Source organism: Paenibacillus sp. FJAT-27812, assembly GCF_001273905.1.
Taxonomy (GTDB): Bacteria; Bacillota; Bacilli; order Paenibacillales; family Paenibacillaceae; genus Pristimantibacillus.
The window spans coordinates 7,319,568-7,338,412 of record NZ_LIGH01000001.1 but is presented as its reverse complement, the minus strand read 5'-3'; the positions used below and the strand labels follow the sequence as shown (position 1 = coordinate 7,338,412).

Annotated in this window: 15 protein-coding genes and 1 pseudogene; 10 read left to right on the top strand and 6 right to left on the bottom strand. The window is 44.8% G+C overall.

Annotation, left to right across the window (positions count from 1 at the left end; all coding sequences use genetic code 11):
* Nucleotides 1-161: 161 nt before the first annotated feature.
* The 3 genes from ADU23_RS31535 to ADU23_RS31525 all read left to right on the top strand — a co-directional run bounded on the left by ADU23_RS31535 (nt 162) and on the right by ADU23_RS31525 (nt 1,661).
* Entirely contained in the window at nt 162-800 is a 639-nt protein-coding gene (locus tag ADU23_RS31535; RefSeq protein ID WP_053377373.1) for a DUF4183 domain-containing protein, read from the top strand.
* Between the two features lie 78 nt (nt 801-878).
* Nucleotides 879-1,163 carry a DUF4183 domain-containing protein gene (locus tag ADU23_RS31530; protein WP_053377372.1) on the top strand — a complete coding sequence of 95 codons (285 nt, stop codon included), beginning with the start codon at nt 879-881 and terminating at the stop codon, nt 1,161-1,163.
* Nucleotides 1,164-1,196: 33 nt separating this feature from the next.
* Nucleotides 1,197-1,661, top strand: a complete 465-nt coding sequence (locus ADU23_RS31525) for a hypothetical protein (protein ID WP_231637568.1) — start codon at nt 1,197-1,199, stop codon at nt 1,659-1,661.
* On the opposite strand, the pseudogene ADU23_RS32575 reads toward ADU23_RS31525, so the two are convergent.
* The 5 genes and pseudogenes from ADU23_RS32575 to ADU23_RS31505 all read right to left on the bottom strand — a co-directional run.
* A pseudogene (locus ADU23_RS32575) lies at nt 1,638-1,948 on the bottom strand (manganese catalase family protein); the annotation flags it as partial. The gene ADU23_RS31525 and the pseudogene ADU23_RS32575 sit on opposite strands and share 24 nt — an antisense overlap.
* Complete coding sequence (locus ADU23_RS31520) at nt 1,927-2,133, bottom strand: hypothetical protein (RefSeq protein WP_053377371.1); 207 nt, start codon at nt 2,131-2,133, stop codon at nt 1,927-1,929. The pseudogene ADU23_RS32575 and the gene ADU23_RS31520, both read right to left, overlap by 22 nt.
* A gap of 516 nt (nt 2,134-2,649) precedes the next feature.
* Nucleotides 2,650-4,209 carry an IS1182 family transposase gene (locus ADU23_RS31515; protein WP_053377370.1) on the bottom strand — a complete coding sequence of 520 codons (1,560 nt, stop codon included), beginning with the start codon at nt 4,207-4,209 and terminating at the stop codon, nt 2,650-2,652.
* Between the two features lie 119 nt (nt 4,210-4,328).
* Nucleotides 4,329-4,847 (bottom strand): DUF3231 family protein, encoded by a 519-nt coding sequence (locus ADU23_RS31510; RefSeq protein ID WP_053377369.1) that lies wholly within the window; start codon nt 4,845-4,847, stop codon nt 4,329-4,331.
* Between the two features lie 177 nt (nt 4,848-5,024).
* Nucleotides 5,025-5,261: a WGxxGxxG family protein gene (locus tag ADU23_RS31505; protein ID WP_053377368.1), complete on the bottom strand. Its 237-nt coding sequence runs from the start codon at nt 5,259-5,261 to the stop codon at nt 5,025-5,027.
* 831 nt (nt 5,262-6,092) lie between these two features.
* Between ADU23_RS31505 and ADU23_RS31500 the strand changes: the two genes are divergently transcribed.
* Complete coding sequence (locus ADU23_RS31500) at nt 6,093-7,055, top strand: Gfo/Idh/MocA family protein (protein WP_053377367.1); 963 nt, start codon at nt 6,093-6,095, stop codon at nt 7,053-7,055.
* Here ADU23_RS31500 and ADU23_RS31495 read toward each other — a convergent pair.
* Nucleotides 7,052-7,966 carry an AraC family transcriptional regulator gene (locus ADU23_RS31495; RefSeq protein ID WP_053377366.1) on the bottom strand — a complete coding sequence of 305 codons (915 nt, stop codon included), beginning with the start codon at nt 7,964-7,966 and terminating at the stop codon, nt 7,052-7,054. The two genes, ADU23_RS31500 and ADU23_RS31495, sit on opposite strands and share 4 nt — an antisense overlap.
* A gap of 116 nt (nt 7,967-8,082) precedes the next feature.
* Here ADU23_RS31495 and ADU23_RS31490 point away from each other — a divergent pair, with 116 nt between their 5' ends.
* From ADU23_RS31490 to ADU23_RS32570, 6 genes are all read left to right on the top strand, one after another.
* On the top strand, nt 8,083-9,375 hold the full coding sequence (locus tag ADU23_RS31490; RefSeq protein WP_053377365.1) for a neutral/alkaline non-lysosomal ceramidase N-terminal domain-containing protein: 1,293 nt from the start codon (nt 8,083-8,085) through the stop codon (nt 9,373-9,375).
* Between the two features lie 13 nt (nt 9,376-9,388).
* Entirely contained in the window at nt 9,389-10,585 is a 1,197-nt protein-coding gene (locus ADU23_RS31485) for a DegT/DnrJ/EryC1/StrS family aminotransferase (protein WP_053377364.1), read from the top strand.
* A 150-nt stretch (nt 10,586-10,735) separates the two neighbouring features.
* Nucleotides 10,736-12,343 (top strand): extracellular solute-binding protein, encoded by a 1,608-nt coding sequence (locus ADU23_RS31480; protein ID WP_053377363.1) that lies wholly within the window; start codon nt 10,736-10,738, stop codon nt 12,341-12,343.
* Between the two features lie 109 nt (nt 12,344-12,452).
* Complete coding sequence (locus ADU23_RS31475) at nt 12,453-13,352, top strand: ABC transporter permease (protein WP_053377938.1); 900 nt, start codon at nt 12,453-12,455, stop codon at nt 13,350-13,352.
* Between the two features lie 16 nt (nt 13,353-13,368).
* Nucleotides 13,369-14,235 (top strand): carbohydrate ABC transporter permease, encoded by an 867-nt coding sequence (locus ADU23_RS31470; protein ID WP_053377362.1) that lies wholly within the window; start codon nt 13,369-13,371, stop codon nt 14,233-14,235.
* Between the two features lie 15 nt (nt 14,236-14,250).
* Nucleotides 14,251-18,546, top strand: coding sequence for a family 43 glycosylhydrolase (locus ADU23_RS32570; RefSeq protein WP_082311263.1), 4,296 nt, complete (start codon nt 14,251-14,253; stop codon nt 18,544-18,546).
* Nucleotides 18,547-18,845: the final 299 nt, after the last annotated feature.

The window sequence follows — 18,845 nt, the reverse complement described above, 5'->3', positions numbered from 1 at the left end:
GTATCCAATCGGCACAACAGCAGCAATTTTTCTCATAATTGAAGTAGTCCGAAATCCATTTTGAATAAATATAGTTTATCGTCTACAAGTGGTTAGTCTATAGTCCATACCTCCAATGGAGCAAAATCATAATATAAGTTGTTAATAGGGAGGTGTTTAGTTTGTGGTGTGATAATAGCAATAAAAAAAATCGAATCACTCAAGTGAAAAATAAACCACTGCTTAAAGAGATATGTACCCTCAAAAAAAAGAGCATTCGTGTAACAGCTAAACTAAAATTGAAGAGCTCTTGTATCTGCCAAAATAAAGTTTGTAAAAAGATAACAAATATTGCTTGTCCTGTGGAAAGAAAAAAACGTAAAAGAGTTATTTCAAAAAGAAAAATATTTATTCGTCTAGAGCCAGTAATTAACGTAACCGCTCCGCAAGGGCCTCAAGGGCTTCAAGGTCCGCAAGGGTTACAAGGCATACAAGGACCCACGGGACCAGTCATCAATCCACTTGTCAGTAGTATGCTAACTGCGAAAAGATATTTTTTTATTGCGAGCACAGATATTCCTCTGCCTACAGAAATTCCTGCGAATCAATTCATAAACGATTCTAGTGAATCAATAACGGAATTTATAGACTTAGATAAAAATAGCTATGCTAATCTCTATATCAACGGAATAATGCAAGATGGCAACTCTTATCGTTTAAGTTCAACCAACTTGACCATCATTCCCAACCATGACATTATTTTTGCAGGTACCCCAATTGTAATAGAAACCGTTCGTTTGTCTGTGCAATTAATCTCTTAAAATGATGCAATGTACAATTAGCCGTTCAATGAATTCTATCAATTGCATAAGCTAGTTGAGAGAAGCGAGGTGATATAAATGCCAATTACAAAACCCTTTATGGCTGCTAGAAGATTTAGTGCTACAGCAGCAGACGGAACTGGTGTCGGTGCTGCATATAATATTCTTGCTACAGCCACCACGAATGATGCCGGTGTTGCTCCCACAGCATTTCCAACTGCTCCTGCGTATTATAATCTTTACATCAATGCACAGATTCAAACAGCGGATACTTCCAGCGTAACCACTACTGCTATTACCATTCCAGACGGTGATACGCTCGACCCTGCAACACCAATTGTAATCGAATTTGTTGTAAACTAATTTTCTAAATTGACGTGATGCCGAAAATCCTTATTGTTTTGGATTTTCGGCATTAAATATAAAATGGCAATCATATATCCAATCTTTCCCCCCATAGTTTCTGGATATGTTTATAATGTAAGTGCTCAAACTGTTCCTGTAGAGAATGATGTTACATTCGATTCAAATGGTATTCTTAGACCTGAAATTACTCTTACCCTCGGAACTGCTCAGATTGCAGTTACCAATTCGGGAAACTACGAGGTTACTTTTTCCGTGTCAGGAGTAGAACCCAACCAATTCGCACTATTTTTAAATGGCGCCCTGGCTACGGGAACCGTTTACGGTTCAGGTGCCGGCACTCAGCAAAATAAAGGTCAGGCTACAATCGCTCTAGCAGCGGGGGATTTTCTTACTTTGCGAAATCATAGTTCAGCAGCAGCGGTTACCCTTCAGACTTTGGCTGGTGGCACACAAACAAACGTAAACGCTTCAGTTGTTAAAAAAAAATTGAGTTAGTTTTTTACATCCCACAGATGACAACCTAATATCGTAATTCGGAACGGAAAATAAATTGCCCCAATCGAAGCCAAGCGTTTCTAGAGCCTTAGCAAATGCGTTCTGATGTGCATTATCACGCACCATAAGAAAGGCTAATGTTTCCCGAAACGTCTTATAGAACTCATTTCAACATGGCTTATTTCCTCTAGAAACACACCACGGATTAAATCACGGTATAGTGTAGCATTACCGCGAAAGTTGCTGCTCTGAAAAAAGTACTGCATCATTGTACGCATTTCGCCAAATAGGCATTTACCTGCGAGTTAGTTGTTTGTGCATGTGAAATTTGATTGCAGATATTGAAGATTTGTTGTAATTGTTGTAGTGCCGTTTGATGTCCTTGTAAGGCTGTTTGAATTATTTGTGCAGCTTGTTGTTCACGTTGAGCGATTTGCTGAGAAATTTTGTTATTTGGTTGAAATTGATTCATAGTATTGTCTCCTTCTTTTTAGTAATTATTTTTTCTTGAATATAGTTCCTTAGAATCAAAAATATATACAAAGAGATTTTTTATTGATTAATAGCTACCAATACATAAAAAAGCTGCATATTCGAATTAAATCGAGATGCAGCATTAGGGAGTGAAACGTTATTTATTTTATCCCACGGAGGAAACTTAATACTTTGACCCAATAAATCATTTCAATTTAATACAGTTTTGTTTAGAACAAAATTGTCGCAGCCCATCCCAATTCCCCCATAAACATCCTTTACAATTATTGGGCTGTTTTGGTTTGAAATATGTATTTTTCATCAATTTATATTTTCCTCCCACATAATTTCAGCTCCTAATTTGAAAATAATATTTCCAACTTTATTTTTTGTATCCAAAATTTATTATAGCGTCTTGATAAAATAAAAAAGAGGCTGTCCCAAAAGTAAGTAAGGAATAGCCTCAAAACACTAAAATGATCAACTAATAAATGAAAACGGGATGGATCAGGTATTATTTCTGCTCCATCCCGTTTCTATTTTGGTCCATTGCTGCTTTCTTCAGCAAGTTGTGGGCAAGCGAAAGCCACCYGACCTCTAGGCTCACTTTTGCCAAGCCACGAAGCAGGAATCGCCGGAATCCCCGGTTGTTCTTCAGTTGTCCAAATACGCTTTCCGGTTCGATCATCCTCCGAACCGCAAGGGCATAGCCTTCGTCACTTTTTAGTTTCTTGCGTACTTGTTGTTTGTATTTCAAGTAGCGCATGCTGACTCGGATTTCCCGATTGCCTTGCGCTTTTGTGCAGGCCGATTTAAGCGGACAACCTTCACAGTCTAAGYTCCGGTAATGACGATGCTCAATCTCAAATCCGCTCTCTGTGGTGTCTTTACTTGTGTAGCGATAAATCAGTTTCCGACCAGCTGCGCAGGTCCAAACGTCTTCCTCTTGGTCATACTGCCAATTGTCGATCTTGCTGATGTCTTGTTGCCAACGCTTCGATTTTTCTTTGTGATACGTCCCATATTTTACGATGGCCTCTACTTGCTCACCTTCCAGATACGTATAATTTTCTTCGCTGCCATAGCCTGCATCCGCGATCACGGTTCCGGGAATCTTGCCGAGTGTCGCTTTCACTTGCTCCAAATGCGGCTTTAGGCATCGCGTATCTGTTGGACGCTGATGAAGGCTGTAACCCAGAATGAACTGATTTTCCGTGCCGATTTGCACATTGTAGCCCGGCTTGAGCTGGCCATTACGCATATGATCCTCTTTCATACGCATGAAAGTAGCGTCCGGGTCGGTTTTGCTGTAGCTGTTGCGTTCGCCTAGAATCGCTTGCTGGCTCTCGTATTTTTGTAGACGAGGAAGCAAATCTTTGCGAAGAATACGAACCGCCTTTTTCAGCGGTTTGTCTTTCGGCTTTTCTTCAAGCTGGATTTCTAACTGCTTCAAGGCCTGCTCCAACTTCTCGCTAGTGATCTGCGAGGCATCGCCGAGTTCCTGCAACTCCTGTCCGCGGTGTTCTAGGTCTTCTTGCTTCTCCGTCTCTTCGATSGTGGTAAACAGCGTCTGTACTTTCTCTTGCAACTTCATCTTATTTTTAACGACGGCCTTCCCCCAAACGAACGTGTAGCGATTAGCGTTCGATTCGATCTTGGTTCCATCAACGAAGTAATGCTCCAGCTTCACATAATTTTCTTCCGCCAAAAATTGGAGRACAGCGGTAAACACCTTTTCAAGCACAGCTTTCATACGTTCAGAACGGAACCGGTTGATGGTACGAAAGTCGGGCCGTTGCCGGCCAGCAATCCACATAAACATTACATTTTCACGGACRGATTTGGCGATCTGACGTGAGGRGTAGATGCGCTGGGTGTAGGCATAGATAATGACTTTCGTTAACATTTTTGGGTGATAACTATCTCGGCCGCCGCCGGGATAAGCGTTGGCAAAGATGTGATCACTCAGACGGTTAACGGCAGTGTTCACGACACGAACGAGGTGATTTTCGGGGATATCTTCCGCCAAATCCATTGGCAGAGTAAGTTGGTCCATGGTATATTGAATGTACATAGAAACCTTCCTTTCGAAGTGGTTGGGTGGTACCTCCATTTTACCAAAGGATGGTTTCTTTGTTTTTTACAGATTTGAAAACATTGAAGAGGGTGCCCCTTTTGGGACACCCTCTTACTTTAGACGTTAACTGTTTCAGGCCTTTTAATTTGTAAAGGAGGAGGAATAAGCCATCCCTTATCTTTACTCATCTCAAGTATTTTTAAGCCTAATGCTGTTTTTGTGATATGGTACTTTGCAAACAATGCGCCAATATCCTCCCTTATGGATTGACCCATAACTTGACTACAAGCAACTAGCCCTATCGAAGTGTCAGCTGCAATCTTAGCTGAAATTTCGGGATCAGTAAATCTTGCACCTACAGGGATATCTTCAAGTTTTACTGACGGTCTTTCAGGCATTACTGGAGTGGCAGCAATCCCGTTATCAGTAAGCAATGCATCTAGTTCCTTAATTTCAAGTTTTGCTTCATCAATGAGTGCGTCCAGCACCTTTTTAAGTTCTTTGTCGCCGGCGTGGTTTAAATAAGCTTGATAGCAAGATACAGCGCCTTTTGCCACAGTAGAAGCTTGCCAAACACTAAATACTTCACCGTAATGCATGGGTTCATCTTTTGGATTGCCGTTTAATATTCCCATTTAGTAATGCTCCTTTTATTCTTAATTTTGACTTGGTTAATATGTCCGCGAGTAGATAAATCATGTTTGGTACTTTATAACATATAGGAACCAGCTTGATTTTTTTAAGTACTAGTAATCGCACACAAACACCCCCAGTGTAATAACTGGGGGTGTTTGTGTGATCTAATTCAACACTTAAGCACGATCGCGATCTCGAGCACGATTTCTAGCTCCTGCTAAACCAATTAAACCTAATAGACCAAGCCAACCCCAATCAAAACCATCATCATCTGTTGTTGCATTTGTTCTGTAGTTATTTGCGTTCATTGTAGTTCCGTTATTCGAACGGTCATAATTCTCTGCAGATACAGGTATAGCCGAAAACATCATGATACAACCGATTAAGCTAATAACTATCATCACTCTTTTCATTTTAATACCCCATTCACTTTTTAGAATTAAAATCAACTTTATTTTTTGTTTCAATGCAAATATTTATACATTAGGACAACACATTTATTGAATAATCCATATCGAGATAATAGGAGGTAATAAAGATAAATAAAAATGTAAAGTGACATAAGAGAGACATAAGAGACAAATGTGTCTGCCTTGGTTAATAGCGATCACTTTAGCTAATATTTGAAGGGGAATGTGTGACAGCACTTCCTTGTTATTTTCCAGGACGATGGCAAGAACATGGTCAAAACGGGATAATTAATTAATTGATGACGCCGTGAATTTGGAAGGAAAAAAATCGCCTTGACCGAACAAAGGCAGGCCAAGGGTTCAAATTGTGAATTAAAATGTTATTCTACGATGATTTGCTCCATTGTTACATAACTGTTTAGCTAACGAGTAGATTGATTCAATGTAATAAGTACATAATCATAAACCGGCTAGTTGCACCTCTTTAACTTTCCCGAAGAAATGACGAAGCTTATACAAAAACGTGTACTCGAAAAAATGGGGTAATATACGAGATTTGGAATCGCATCTGTCTCGATAGCCCTCTAGCATTTGCGGGAAGGAGCTGCCAACGCTAGAGGGCTTGTTCGGAGAGCAGTTCGGTGGTTATTCATAAGGGGAAATGCTGTCGTTCGTTCATAAAACATAAACAGGGAAGCCTTAGGGGCTCTCTTTTTCTATCTTATTATAAGGCAACATTGAATTATCAGAATTGTCTGCTTTTGTAATAATTTTGACCATCCTTTTTTGTGGATTTCACTAAAATGAAGGAGAAAGAGGAGGAGGGTGGTAGGCATGAACATCGGATTAATTGGGTGTGGAACGATGGGGAGAGTATACCTCGATCGTTTGATGAGGATCAAGGGAGTTCGGGTAGCGGCAGTATGCCATCCCGAGCGGGAGAAAGCAGCCGCATTAGCTGAATTGCCGCAGGCAAAAATCTATGAATCTTACAGCGAAATGATCGCACATCCGGATATCGATATCATCTGCGTGACTTTGCCTACTTACTTGCATAAGGAATATGTGCAGATGGCTCTCGAAGCTGGAAAACATGTAATCTGCGAGAAACCGCTTACACTGAACGAGGTGGATTGTTGGGAGTTAATTGAGACTAGCCGAGTAAAGGGTGTTAAATTGTGTGTCGCGCATGTCGTTAGATTTTTACCGGAATATAAGGAGGCCCGCCTGCGGCTGCGCTCAGGGGAAGTTGGAGCGGCCAAGTCCGTGCGTACTACAAGAGCAAGTCTAATGCCGGCAGAGAACAGCTGGTTTCTGGATAAGCGAAAAAGCGGCGGTATTGTGTTCGATCTTATGATTCATGATATCGATTACGTGCTTTGGCTTCTTGGAGATCAAATTACGCATATAAAAGCGGAAATTTCAGCTCGCGAGGGAGTGGAGCAAGCGTTGGCATGGCTCTATTACGCTGACGGAACTAAGGTATGCTTAGAGGCTATTTGGGGGGCTTCTGACTTTCATGCCGGATTTGATATTACTGTAGAACAAGGGGTTCTTAGTTTAGGCGGCGTCAAGGAGAGTAATGAGAGCGATAATAAGGTGGCTCATGGGAATTCATCTAATCGAGGCGTTATTATACCTGAGTCGCCAGAGCTTGAAGACGCCTATTATTTTCAGCTGGCAAGCTTTATCCAGGCAATCGAGATGAATGGTCCGCTTCCGATAACGGCGGAAGAAGCTTGTTCCGCCGTTAGAATTGCGACACGGATAGTAGATTGCATTGATTCCTATTCCTAATCCATTGAATCATCGGACAAAGGGAAGGAGGTTACTGGCTCCCTTGAGTACTTTAGGCGGTATTCGCGGGGTGATATTCCTTCGATTTTCATGAAAACCCTGGAGAAGGTGCGAAAGGATTGAAAGCCAGCTTCCAAGGAGACATCAAGAATAGACATGCTTGTGTTCAACAGCAGACCGGTAGCTCTCCTGATCCGAAGGCTATGCAAATATTGAAGGAATGTTGTTCCCATTACTTCCTTGAACGCCAGACTAATGGCGGAAACGCTAGTATCGAATTGGGTAGAGAGGATTTCAAGGGATAAGTCGTTAATATAGTGGGTATTCACGTATTGAATGACGTTCCATATTAGTTTTTTATTGCGATAATTGGAGCTTGTCGGCGCGAGATTATTTCTACTTTGATGAGCGCGGAAATAGATAATCAGGGCTTCGATTAGCTTGCTGCGAATATACGAGTTTTTAGCCAGCTTGTCTTCTTGGAATTCTAACCGCATTTTTTCAAGGCAAGCTCTCATTTCGGCGTAAGAGTGAGGATCGAGGTCTACATAGGATGTGGATCCGTCATTCGTTCCTAAAATGATCGTGCCGAATTCCGCCTCCATTGTGGATCCAAACAGCAGGCTTATATCGAACATGCAGCAAATCACTTCTACGCCAGTATCATCGCAAAATATTTCATGCATATCATGGGGGCGTAAAAAAGTGACTGTTCTTGGTTGAAGTTTATGCGGACTCCCGTTTATGAATTCGGTTCCGGTTCCGCTAACGACAAGGGATAGTTCGAGCACATCATGGTGGTGCAAAGCATAATGCTTATGGAGCGTATGCGTTGTAACTACGCATGAAAACTTGCGGCTCACGGCTCCAGATAAAGACAGAACATCTTCATATTCAGGAAAAATAACCATGACGATTTACCCCCCGATTTTTTCGCTGTTTTACTTTTATTGACCAGGTAAATAAAAAAAATGACCGAATTCTTAATGAAATGTATTATAACATAGAAATCGAAAGGAGTGATTCTATGGACCTTCAATTAAGTGTCGGTACAGCCAAAGTCGATATCACTCCGCCATTCGCATTGCCGCTAGCTGGTTTTGCCAGCCGGTGCAACCGAAACTTCGAGACTATCGATAGCCGCTTGTACTTGCGAACGTTTTATTTTCAACAGCATTCTACGGACGGTTCAAAGATGCAGTCGCTGCTCTTGTCTGCCGATATTCTGTTCTGGTCAGAAGAATTGGCTGATCAACTGCGCGCGCGAATAGAGCGTCAGTGGGGAATCGCGGAGGACGCCATTATTCTACATGCCACCCATACACACTCCGGTCCGGCCATTTCAACGCGAACAATTGGGCTAGGAGTGCCTGATCCGAATTACCTCGCTTTTTTGGAACAAGCGGTAATGCGGAGTGTGGAAGATGCAGCAGGCGATGCCGAGCCTGTGAGTATACAGATGGGAAAAGGCACATCAAGGATCGGCGTGAGCCGCAGGAAGAAGGATGGGGACCAAATTGTGTTGTCTCCGAACCCGGAAGGATTGACCGATCCTGAGCTAAGGGTATACGTCTTTACCACTTTAGCAGGGAAGAAGAAGGGCGTGTTAACCCACTATGCCTGTCATCCAACGCTAACGGACCGCAATTCGGTATCCTCTGAATTTTGCGGCTACGCGATGGAACGGCTGGAGCAGCGTAACGGCTCCTTAACGGTATGCGCTTATCTTCAAGGCTGCAGCGGCGACATTAATCCCGTTATGCCGAAAGTTTCCGAAAGCAATCAGGATGTCATTTCCATCGTAGGACAAAGGTTTGCAGACGATGTAGATGCGATCTTATCTGGAGAGCTTAAATGGCTTGAACCCAGTGTGCTGACTAGTAGGCGATCGATTGCAGTGCTTCCTTATGCAGAAATACCTACGAAGGAAAAGCTGCAGCGAGTCGTGGATGAATCGGCTTCAGCAGACGTCCGCAATTGGGCTCAAAGCTTCTTGGAGCAACCTGACAAGCTCAGGAAGCAAGCCCGATTTGAAATTACTAAGCTAACTATAGCCGAAGGGTTAACATTTATAGCTATGAATGGCGAAATGGTAGTGGAATACGGTTTGTTCTTGAAGAGCTGCTCCCCGGGCCTTGTCCCTCTGGCTTATAGCAATGGAATGATCGGATATATTACAACCGCAAATCAACTGCAGGAAGGCGGATATGAGCCGATTGAATCCGTTACCTATTTCGGCCTCCCTTGTCCTTTCGACCAGGCTGTTGAGGCGGAAGTAAAGAGGCAACTTATGGCTATTATTGATGAACCAAAAACCTAGGAGGAATAACAGCATGCAGAAGTTAAAATTAGCAGTAGATGGTGGAAGTCCGATAAGAACACACCCATTTCCCAAGTGGCCGATATTCGGAGACCTGGAAGAAAAGCTTATGTTGGAGGCCGTCAGATCGGGGAACTGGGGAGGTGTAGATCCAGATAAAATCAAATTATTCGAGGAAAAATTTGCCCGTCTGCAGGATGCGAAATACGCCATAACAGTCAATAATGGCACAATTGCCATAAGCATTGCTTTACTGGCTGCAGGTGTAGATGCCGGCGATGAGGTTATCATGCCCCCCTATACGTTCATTGCTACCGCTACGGCAGCATTATTGATTGGCGCTATTCCAGTATTTGTGGATGTAGATGAGTCCATGCTGATCGATCCGGACAAAGTAGAAGCAGCGATCACTCCAGCTACCAAGGCGATTATCGCAGTGCATATTGCCGGTGCTCCAGCCAACATGACACGCTTGCAGCAAATTGCGATGACAAATAAACTAGCTTTAATTGAAGATGCCGCGCAGGCAGTAGGCGCCAAATGGGAAGACCAAGGGGTAGGCGCTCTAGGTGATCTGGGTACCTTCAGTCTCCAATCCAGTAAAAATCTCAATAGCGGTGAGGGCGGAGTCATTGTAAGCAACGATGAGGAATTAGCCGATCATGTCTGGTCAATTCATAACTGCGGTCGTGTTCGCAACGGAAGATGGTATCAGCACGAGCGCATTGGCTGGAACTTCAGGTTCAGTGAGGTGCAAGCTGCGCTAGCGCTTGCCCAGTTGAGCAGAGTGGAAGAACAGATGGAAATTCGCCAGCGCAGCGCAAATCATTTGGACGGTCTCTTGCAACAAATGGAAGGAATCCAGCCCGTGAAGTATGATAGCAGGATTACGAAGCATGCGAACCATCTTTATATGTTCAAGCTGGATAGAGACATTACAGACAGAATTGTAAAAGAAGATTTTATCCGTAAGTTGAATGCAGAGGGGATACCGGCTACGGCAGGTTACGTCCCACTTAACAAGAATTCCGCCATTATCGATCGAATCCACAAGCTGGTTGGAGAAGTTAGGACTAACAGCTGTCCGGTGGCAGAAAAAGCTTCCGAACTTGAATTGCTCTGGTTACACCAGAACGTTCTTCTTGGATCCGAGAGAGATATGGAAGATATTGCGAATGGTATCAACAAAGTTATCCAATCCTACTTATAGGGCAGTAGAATTATAAGTGAGTGCTGGCTTCGCAGTATACGGTCTAGTTTCAGAGGATGGCAAAATGCCTTGCAGGATCGCGACCTCAGGCAATTGACCGCCTTGCAAACATAAATGATGAACCACACTAGACGAGAGGGGTATCACTAAATGAAGAAAATTTGGGTTATCGTCATCGCATTCGCACTCATTCTTTCCGCGTGTTCTAGTAAGGGGAACAAAGGAAACGAGCTCAGTCCGAATAGTGAAGGGAAAGAAAGCACTGAAAGCAATAATGAAAGCGGTACCAAAAGCCCGAATTCGGGCAATAAATCCATTAAGGTACTTCTTTCCCATGCAGAAGCGGAGTATGCCAAAACTGTAAAAGCAGACGATCCCTATATCAAAGAGTTAAACAAGTTATCGGGTTATAATCTCAGTTTTGATTTTCTCGGACATTCCGACTACGATCAACAGCTCTCTCTGCGTTTTGTTTCTGGGGAATTGGCTGATCTGGTCCGGACGCCCAGTATCGATTCCACCATTCACAAGGATGCGGTTGAACAGGGTATCTTCAAAGAATTAGGTTCCTTGATTGATCAGTACGGTCCAAACCTCAAAAAACGCATTCCCGAAACCGCATGGAACAGTCCACGTGTTCAAAAGGACGGGAAAATTTACGGCATTCCAGTTCTTGTCGGAACGGCAAACGACAGAATTGGTTTTATCCGCCAGGATTGGCTCGACAAGCTGAACTTGAAGCAGCCGGAAACGATTGACGAGTGGCTTAACTATTTCGAGCAGGTTAAGGTCCAGGATGTGAACGGAAATGGTGATCCAGACGACGAATACGGCTATACGATGTTTGAAGGAGTAGGTTGGAGCTCGATGTTCTTCGGATCGTTCGGCGTTGATCCCGGAACTTGGCACTTGCAGGATGGCAAGCTGATTCCTGATATGATCAGCCCGAAGATGAAGGAAGCAATCGCATTTTATCGGATGCTATATGAGAAAGGGTATGTCAATCGTGATTTGTTCACGAAGAAGGAGGCCGATTTCCGCGCCGATATCTATAACGGCAAGTCGGGAAGCTTTGCTGCCGCTGTCTATCAATACACACCTGACTTCAGTGCAACCAATGCGCCTAAGAAATTCGTCAACGAGCCGGACAAGGTCAAGATCTCGATGGTCGCTCCACCAGCGGGACCTAGAGGGGAAAGAGGTTTGGGACCCGAGTCCGACGGCATTTATTTCGTGTGGGTAATCCCAGAAACGGTAAAAAATCCCGAAGAAATCATTAAATATCTCGATTGGGCATGGAGTGCACCGGAAGCGGATAAGTTCTTCGCCTATGGGATTGAAGGCTCTAATTATTCCGAAGAAAGCGGAGAACTCAAATATGATGTTTCGGCTCCCGTGAATGCGGACAAAAATGCGTTCCAAATGTTCCAATTGTCTATCAATCCCCGTGAGATCGGGTTCAACAACGATCTGGTATTAAAAACACTGCCAGAATCGGAAAAGATCATTGCAGGCTATAAGCTCTCGGCGGATATTGCAATGCCGCATGATAGTCTGTATATGCCGCCGCTTGTCACCTTCCAGAACAACCCGGAAATATCGACTTGGGGAACGATGTTCGTCGAGATGTTCTCCAAGATCATGACGGGAAGTCAACCGATCGATGCCTTTGACAAATTTGTTGCGGACTGGAATAAACGCGGCGGAGATAAAGCAATTGATGAAGCAACGCAATGGTATAATGCGTTCCATAAATAACGACAATCGTGGATTGCGCTGCATGCCTCATGCATGCAGCGTGGTTCGCGAACGATCAGTAAAGCTGAAAAAGCAGGTTGGCCATCCACAAGAATCGGCAGGTGATGTTATGAATAAGCGGTTAGTTTTACGCGACAAATGGATTCTCATCTTGTTCGCTTTGCCTGGATTGCTCTATTTTTTAATATTCAAATACGTTCCACTGCTTGGCAATGTCATTGCCTTTCAGGACTATAACATCTTCAAAGGAATTTTACACAGCCCGTGGGTTGGCTTTGCTCAATTCAAGCGGATGTTCGGTTTCGAAGATTTTTATGAAGTGTTTCGCAACTCGGCGAAGCTCGGCTTCTATTCGCTGTTGTTCGGCTTCCCTGCACCAATCATTTTAGCGTTGCTGCTGAATGAACTGAAATCGATGGCGTTCAAGAGAATCGTACAAACCGTTGTCTACATGCCTCACTTCTTGTCATGGGTTATCGTCGGATCAATCTTCATTAATCTACTATCATTCGAAGGCATTATTAATACAATAGCTAGTCAAATGGGTATAGAAAAGATTGACTATGTAACGCAAGGAAACACTTTTATAGCTGTACTGATATCCACTGGGATCTGGAAAGAGGTTGGATGGGGCACTATTCTCTATCTGGCGGCATTATCCGGAATTAATCCGAATTTCTACGAAGCTGCCATGGTTGACGGCGCCAGCAGATGGAGACAAATGTGGAGTATTACACTGCCCTTATTGATGCCGACGATGGTTGTCGTGCTGCTTCTCTCGGTTGGACATATTCTGGACGCGAATGTAGAGCAGGTGCTGATTTTCCTGAATCCGCTAGTTAGGGATGTGGGAGAGGTGTTCGATACGTATGTATATACTTTCGGTTTGGTAGGCGGCCAGTACAGCTATACGACGGCAATTGCCTTGTTTAAAGCCGTGGTGGGGATTGTACTTGTATTCGGGCTGAATGCGATCAGTCGTAAAACAACCGGAGAGAGCCTTTACTAACATAGGAGGTGGAGTCGTGCGTAAACCTATTGCTTTCCAAGCATTTTTGATCACCATTTTGACAGCTCTAAGCCTAATCATGTTGGCTCCCTTAATTCACATCCTGTCGGTTTCTCTAAGCTCTCCGCTGTATGCGCAGGCTAAGCTAGTCTATTTCTGGCCAAAAGGACTGCAGTTTGCCGTTTACAAAAAAATAATTTCGATGGATGAAATGTGGAGGGCGATGGGAGTCAGTGTCTACATTACCATTGTCGGCACGTTAATTACACTGGCTCTCACGTCCATGATTGCTTTCGCGCTCTCTAGAACGACCATGCCAGGTCGAACGTGGATTATGCGGCTCATTGTACTTACTTTTATTTTACCCGCACCACTTATACCGGGTTTTCTGCTTGTCAAATCTCTCCATATGCTAGATACGCTCTGGTCATTGATGATACCGGGAGCAACAAGCGCCTTTTATGTGATCATTATGCGAACCTTTTTCCGAAATGTTTCCGGAGAGCTGTTCGATGCGGCGAAGATGGACGGCTGCAGCGAGGCGGGCATCTATTTCCGTGTCGTGCTGCCCTTATCTACGGCTGTTATTGCCACCATCGGTCTCTTCCATGCCGTTTATCAATGGAACACTTACTTTTCCGCACTTGTTTTCATTAGGGACAAGACGCTTTATCCTTTGCAGGTGCTGCTGCAAAACCTGGTCGCTAAGAAAGGGCTGAACAACTTCATGGGGGAAGTGCAGTTCGAACTAAATATGCCTGTTACACCGGAAATGATGAGCGCAGGCATTATTATTTTTGCCACGGTGCCGATTCTGGTCGTCTACCCGTTCCTGCAAAGATATTTTGTCAAAGGCGCAATGCTGGGATCGCTAAAAGAATAATAAGGAGGCTATTAAATGAAACGTTATCTAGTGTATCTGTCAAAAATAGTGATGGTTCTAGCTCTTGCGACAACCGGATTTCTCATCGGCCCGTTTGAACGCGCCAGTGCGACGATTGGGGATATCGACAAGATCGTACCAACTCCTCAGCAGGTTAGCTATACGGAAGAGTTTTTGACGCTGCATGACGGTACTTCCTATAAAGCGGCAATCGTAATCGGAAGAGATGCTTCACCGGCGGAGGAGGAGGGCGCAAATTTGCTGCAAAGAGTCATTGCCCGCAAGAACGGGCAGCAAATTCCGATACTCTACGACGATCAATCCAATTCAGCCTATTCGGTGGTCATTGCCATCGGAACGGCGAATACCAATACCGTTAACGGCAGCTACTCCATTGATGTTCCCGATCATAAGGAGGGGTATGCAATCGAGCGGGCGTTGGTCGGCAATCGGCATATTGTGTTAGTAACCGGTTACGAGGCTATCGGAGCCTATTACGGTTCGACCAGCCTTGCCCAAATGGTAGATTCGAGCGGTTCCCTAACCAGGCTGCGGGTCGTATCGGTTCGCGACTATCCGGATATGGATATGCGGATCATCAAGGACATTTACACAAAATATCATGTTAATAATGAAGGAGAATTTTCGTATTCCGACGCTAGAGACTGGATGCATATGCTTCCTCTGCTGAAGATTAACGTGTTCAACTTATGCTACTCCCATCTGTTAGAGACTGGATGGAGAAATCCTTCTTCGGATTACGTGAATGCGGTAAAGGAATTTAGCAATTATGAAAGGGATAAAGGGATCATCCAGTTTATGCAGGGGGTCAATCCCGGTTATTCGGGAGGGTTGCCGACTGATGCGGAGTATAGCAAGCTGATCGATTTGTTTAAATTATCACTTGATGAAGGCGCTTCCAAAATTATGCTGGCCTTTGACGATCAGGCCTATCCGGATCCGGCGAAACATCGGGATTTGGCCAATAAAGTACAAAAAAGTTTGTCAGGTCAGGAAGGGTTCTACTTGCTGACGACACCGGAGAAATATCATCTTGCGGAGTCCGATATCAGCACTTACTTGAATACTTTTACGAACGGACTGATCCCGGAGATCGGGGCTACTTGGACAGGGTATGATGTCTTCTCGACGGAGGTAACGCCTGCCCACGTATCCACTTGGAGAAATTCTACGAACAATCCTTATAAACTGCCGTTCTATTGGCACAATGACTACGAACTGGCGGATACAAGATTGAATTTTAACGATAAGGACGTACCGAAATGGGAGATAGACAACTATTACTTTACAGATTCAAGAGTTCCGTTTAAAACGAAAACACTAGTTCCGCCTGCTCAATCTTTAACATTGCCGGGCGGTTACGTATGGAACGATATGCCGCGAAATACTTCCGAAGGCGTCTTGGAAAATATTTTCCGGCCGACAACTCCGCACAAAATCTATGCCATATCGATGGCAAACTGGATGTGGAATCCCGATGCCTACAAGAACGATGCGACAGAGTTTGAGCGTGCCAAAAAATATTGGGACACGATCGTATCCAATCCGGGATTCAAGAAAACCGCTACTTCGTCATCGCAGTACAGCGCTGACTATGCTGCCAATAAAGCCGTGGACGGTATTAACAGCAATGACACCGTGGAGAATGCTTGGGCTACCGCTAGCGGCGCTACGCTTAATTCCTGGTGGAAGCTGGACCTAGGAAAAAAGCAGAAGATGGAAGGCGTTCGCATCAAGTATCGTGAATTTGAAGAAAAAGCATACATGGTCCCGAACTCGGTAACCATGCAAATAAGCAACGACAACGTCAACTGGACAACGGTCGTGAATCAATCGACGAACGTTCCTCTGGAAAATTCAACCTATGCTTCCGAAGTGTACTTCTATCCTTTCCAAGGAGAGGCTAGATACGTGCAACTGAAGTTTCCTACAGGTGGGCAAAACTCGCTAATCGAGCTTTCGGAGGTTGAAATCGCTCAGGAAAAAGCGGTAGCAGCATCCGTTAATCTAGCGATCGGAAAGACGGCTTCCGCATCTTCTGTAATTGATAGTACCTACGCTGCAGGCAAGGCAAACGACGGTTTGAATAGCCATGGAACCGCTAATCCGAACAATGCGTGGTCAAGCACCTCGGGTACGAACCTGAACAGTTGGTGGAAAGTTGATTTGGGACAGCAGGAAAAATTTAAAACCATCGAGGTAAAATTTAGGGAATTTATCGCAGATACGGCCTATATGGTGCCTAAGACGATTACTATTCAAACAAGCGACGATAATACGAATTGGACGACACTGATCGCAAGATCGGCTAACGTTCCTACGACTGGTCAGCCCTATGGGTCCGCTACGTATTCCTATTCCGTAAACGGCAAAGGAAGATATGTCCGATTGCTGTTTGAGGACGGCGGCCAGGATACGCTAGTGCAATTGTCGGAGGTCGGGATCTTCAACCGCAGTCTTCCTCAGCATCAGCGCCAGACGCTAAATGCCGCCTTTAAGAGAAAAGCGACGGCTTCATCTTCGTATTCGACGATGTATCCGGCCGCTAAGGCAAACGACGGTACGCACTCCCGCAGAACGGCGGAGAATGCATGGGCATCAACCGCCGCAGGAGCGGTAAACTCATGGTGGGAGGTTGATTTGGGGAAAATAACGTCCATACAGGATGTGGCTTTATACTTCCGGGAGTATCCTTATGGCACCGCCTATACCGTGCCGGCCAACATCGCCTTTGAGGTTAGTAATGACAAGAATACCTGGACTAACGCACTGAGCGCGAATAATGTGCCTGTCGAGGGTCTGAACTACGATTCATCGAAGTACTCGTACACCTTGAACGCTTCGGGAAGGTATTTACGGTTAAAATTTCCAGGAGGCGGTCAGAGTGGCCTTGTGGAACTATCCGAGGTAGAGGTGCGTTCGCCGTTGCTTGCCCGATCCGATTTCCATAACGTCATCTCTCAGGATGGCGCTGACGCATGGATGTACAAACATACCGACGGTTACTATTATTACACCCGGACGACGGGAAACAATGTGACGATCTGGAGATCCAAGACCATGTCCGGTATTGAATCCGGCGAGAAGAAGGTCATCTGGACCCCGCCGACCAACAACCCCAATGCGGCTAACTGTCAAGCTATCTGGGCACCGGAGATTCATTTTCTGAACAATGCCTGGTATGCCTATTATTCGGCCACGACCTGCGGTGATACGGATGGTTATAACCATCGCATGTTTGTATTGGAAAATACAAACGCCGATCCGTTCCAAGGAACTTTTACCGATAAAGGGAAAATAACCGACGCGACCGATTTGTGGGCAATCGATGGGACCGTGTTGAATGTTGCAGGACAGTTGTATTGGTTCTGGTCCGGATGGGATTCTCCGTATATCTATCGTCAGAACCTCTATGTGGCATCGATGAGCAATCCGTATACGCTGTCCAGCGCAAAGACGCTAATTTCATCGGCTACTTACGATTGGGAGATTACACCAGATCCTCTTGCACCTGATGTAAATGAAGCGCCGCAGCCTATCGTCAAAGGCAATAAGGTTAATCTGGTATACTCGGCGTATGGCAGTTGGAGTGATAATTATAACTTGGGACTGCTAACGGCAAGCACCACCTCTAATTTATTGTCGGCAGCTTCCTGGACGAAGAAGAACGCATCGATTTTCAGCAGTGGAAGCGGCATCTACGGACCGGGGCACAATAGCTTCACCAAATCGCCTGACGGCACGGAGGATTGGCTAATCTATCATGCTGCTAGATTTTCAGGAGCAGGCTGGACACGGAATGTAAGGGCGCAGCCATTTACGTGGAATGCCGACAACACGCCTAACCTCAGCGTTCCGGTCTCGCCGAACTTTCCGATCCGGGCACCGTCCGGAGAGCCCGAAAGGAAGAGATATGAAGCCGAGGAGGCGAAGCTTGCGAACGGGGCAAAGAGAGTTCAGGACGAGACGGCCTCAGGCCGCAAAAAGGTTGGATACATCGATAATGCGAACAGTTATATCGAATTCGATGTTACCGTCGCTTCGGCAGGTTCCTATATCCTGTTGGCAAGAACGGCTAACGGAACTAGCGATCCTCACGCTACTTCAACGTACAACATGACTGTCAACGGAGGAACGAGTCAAGTGGTCGATATTGCTTATTCTGACTGGGGAAACTGGGGAACGACTGCAATCGAGAAAACCTTAACGGCCGGACATAATAAAATCCGGTTTACCAAAGGCGCTAATTACGCGGAGATTGATTATCTAGATGTTATGCTTAAACCCTGAAATGAGCTTATAGAAGAAGGCCAATTGTCCGACGGTTTGATCGTCGGACAATTGGCCTTTTCCCACAAATGCTATGCAGAAAATATGTTTATTTAAACTAAACCTTCGCAAAGCAATAATCGGTGCAACGACTGATTTAGCATAGACTTGAATGTAATTGGAGGAGGAATTGACGAAAATAGAAAGAGGGTGTCCCAAAAGGGGCACCCTCTTCAATGTTTTCAAATCTGTAAAAAACAAAGAAACCATCCTTTGGTAAAATGGAGGTACCACCCAACCACTTCGAAAGGAAGGTTTCT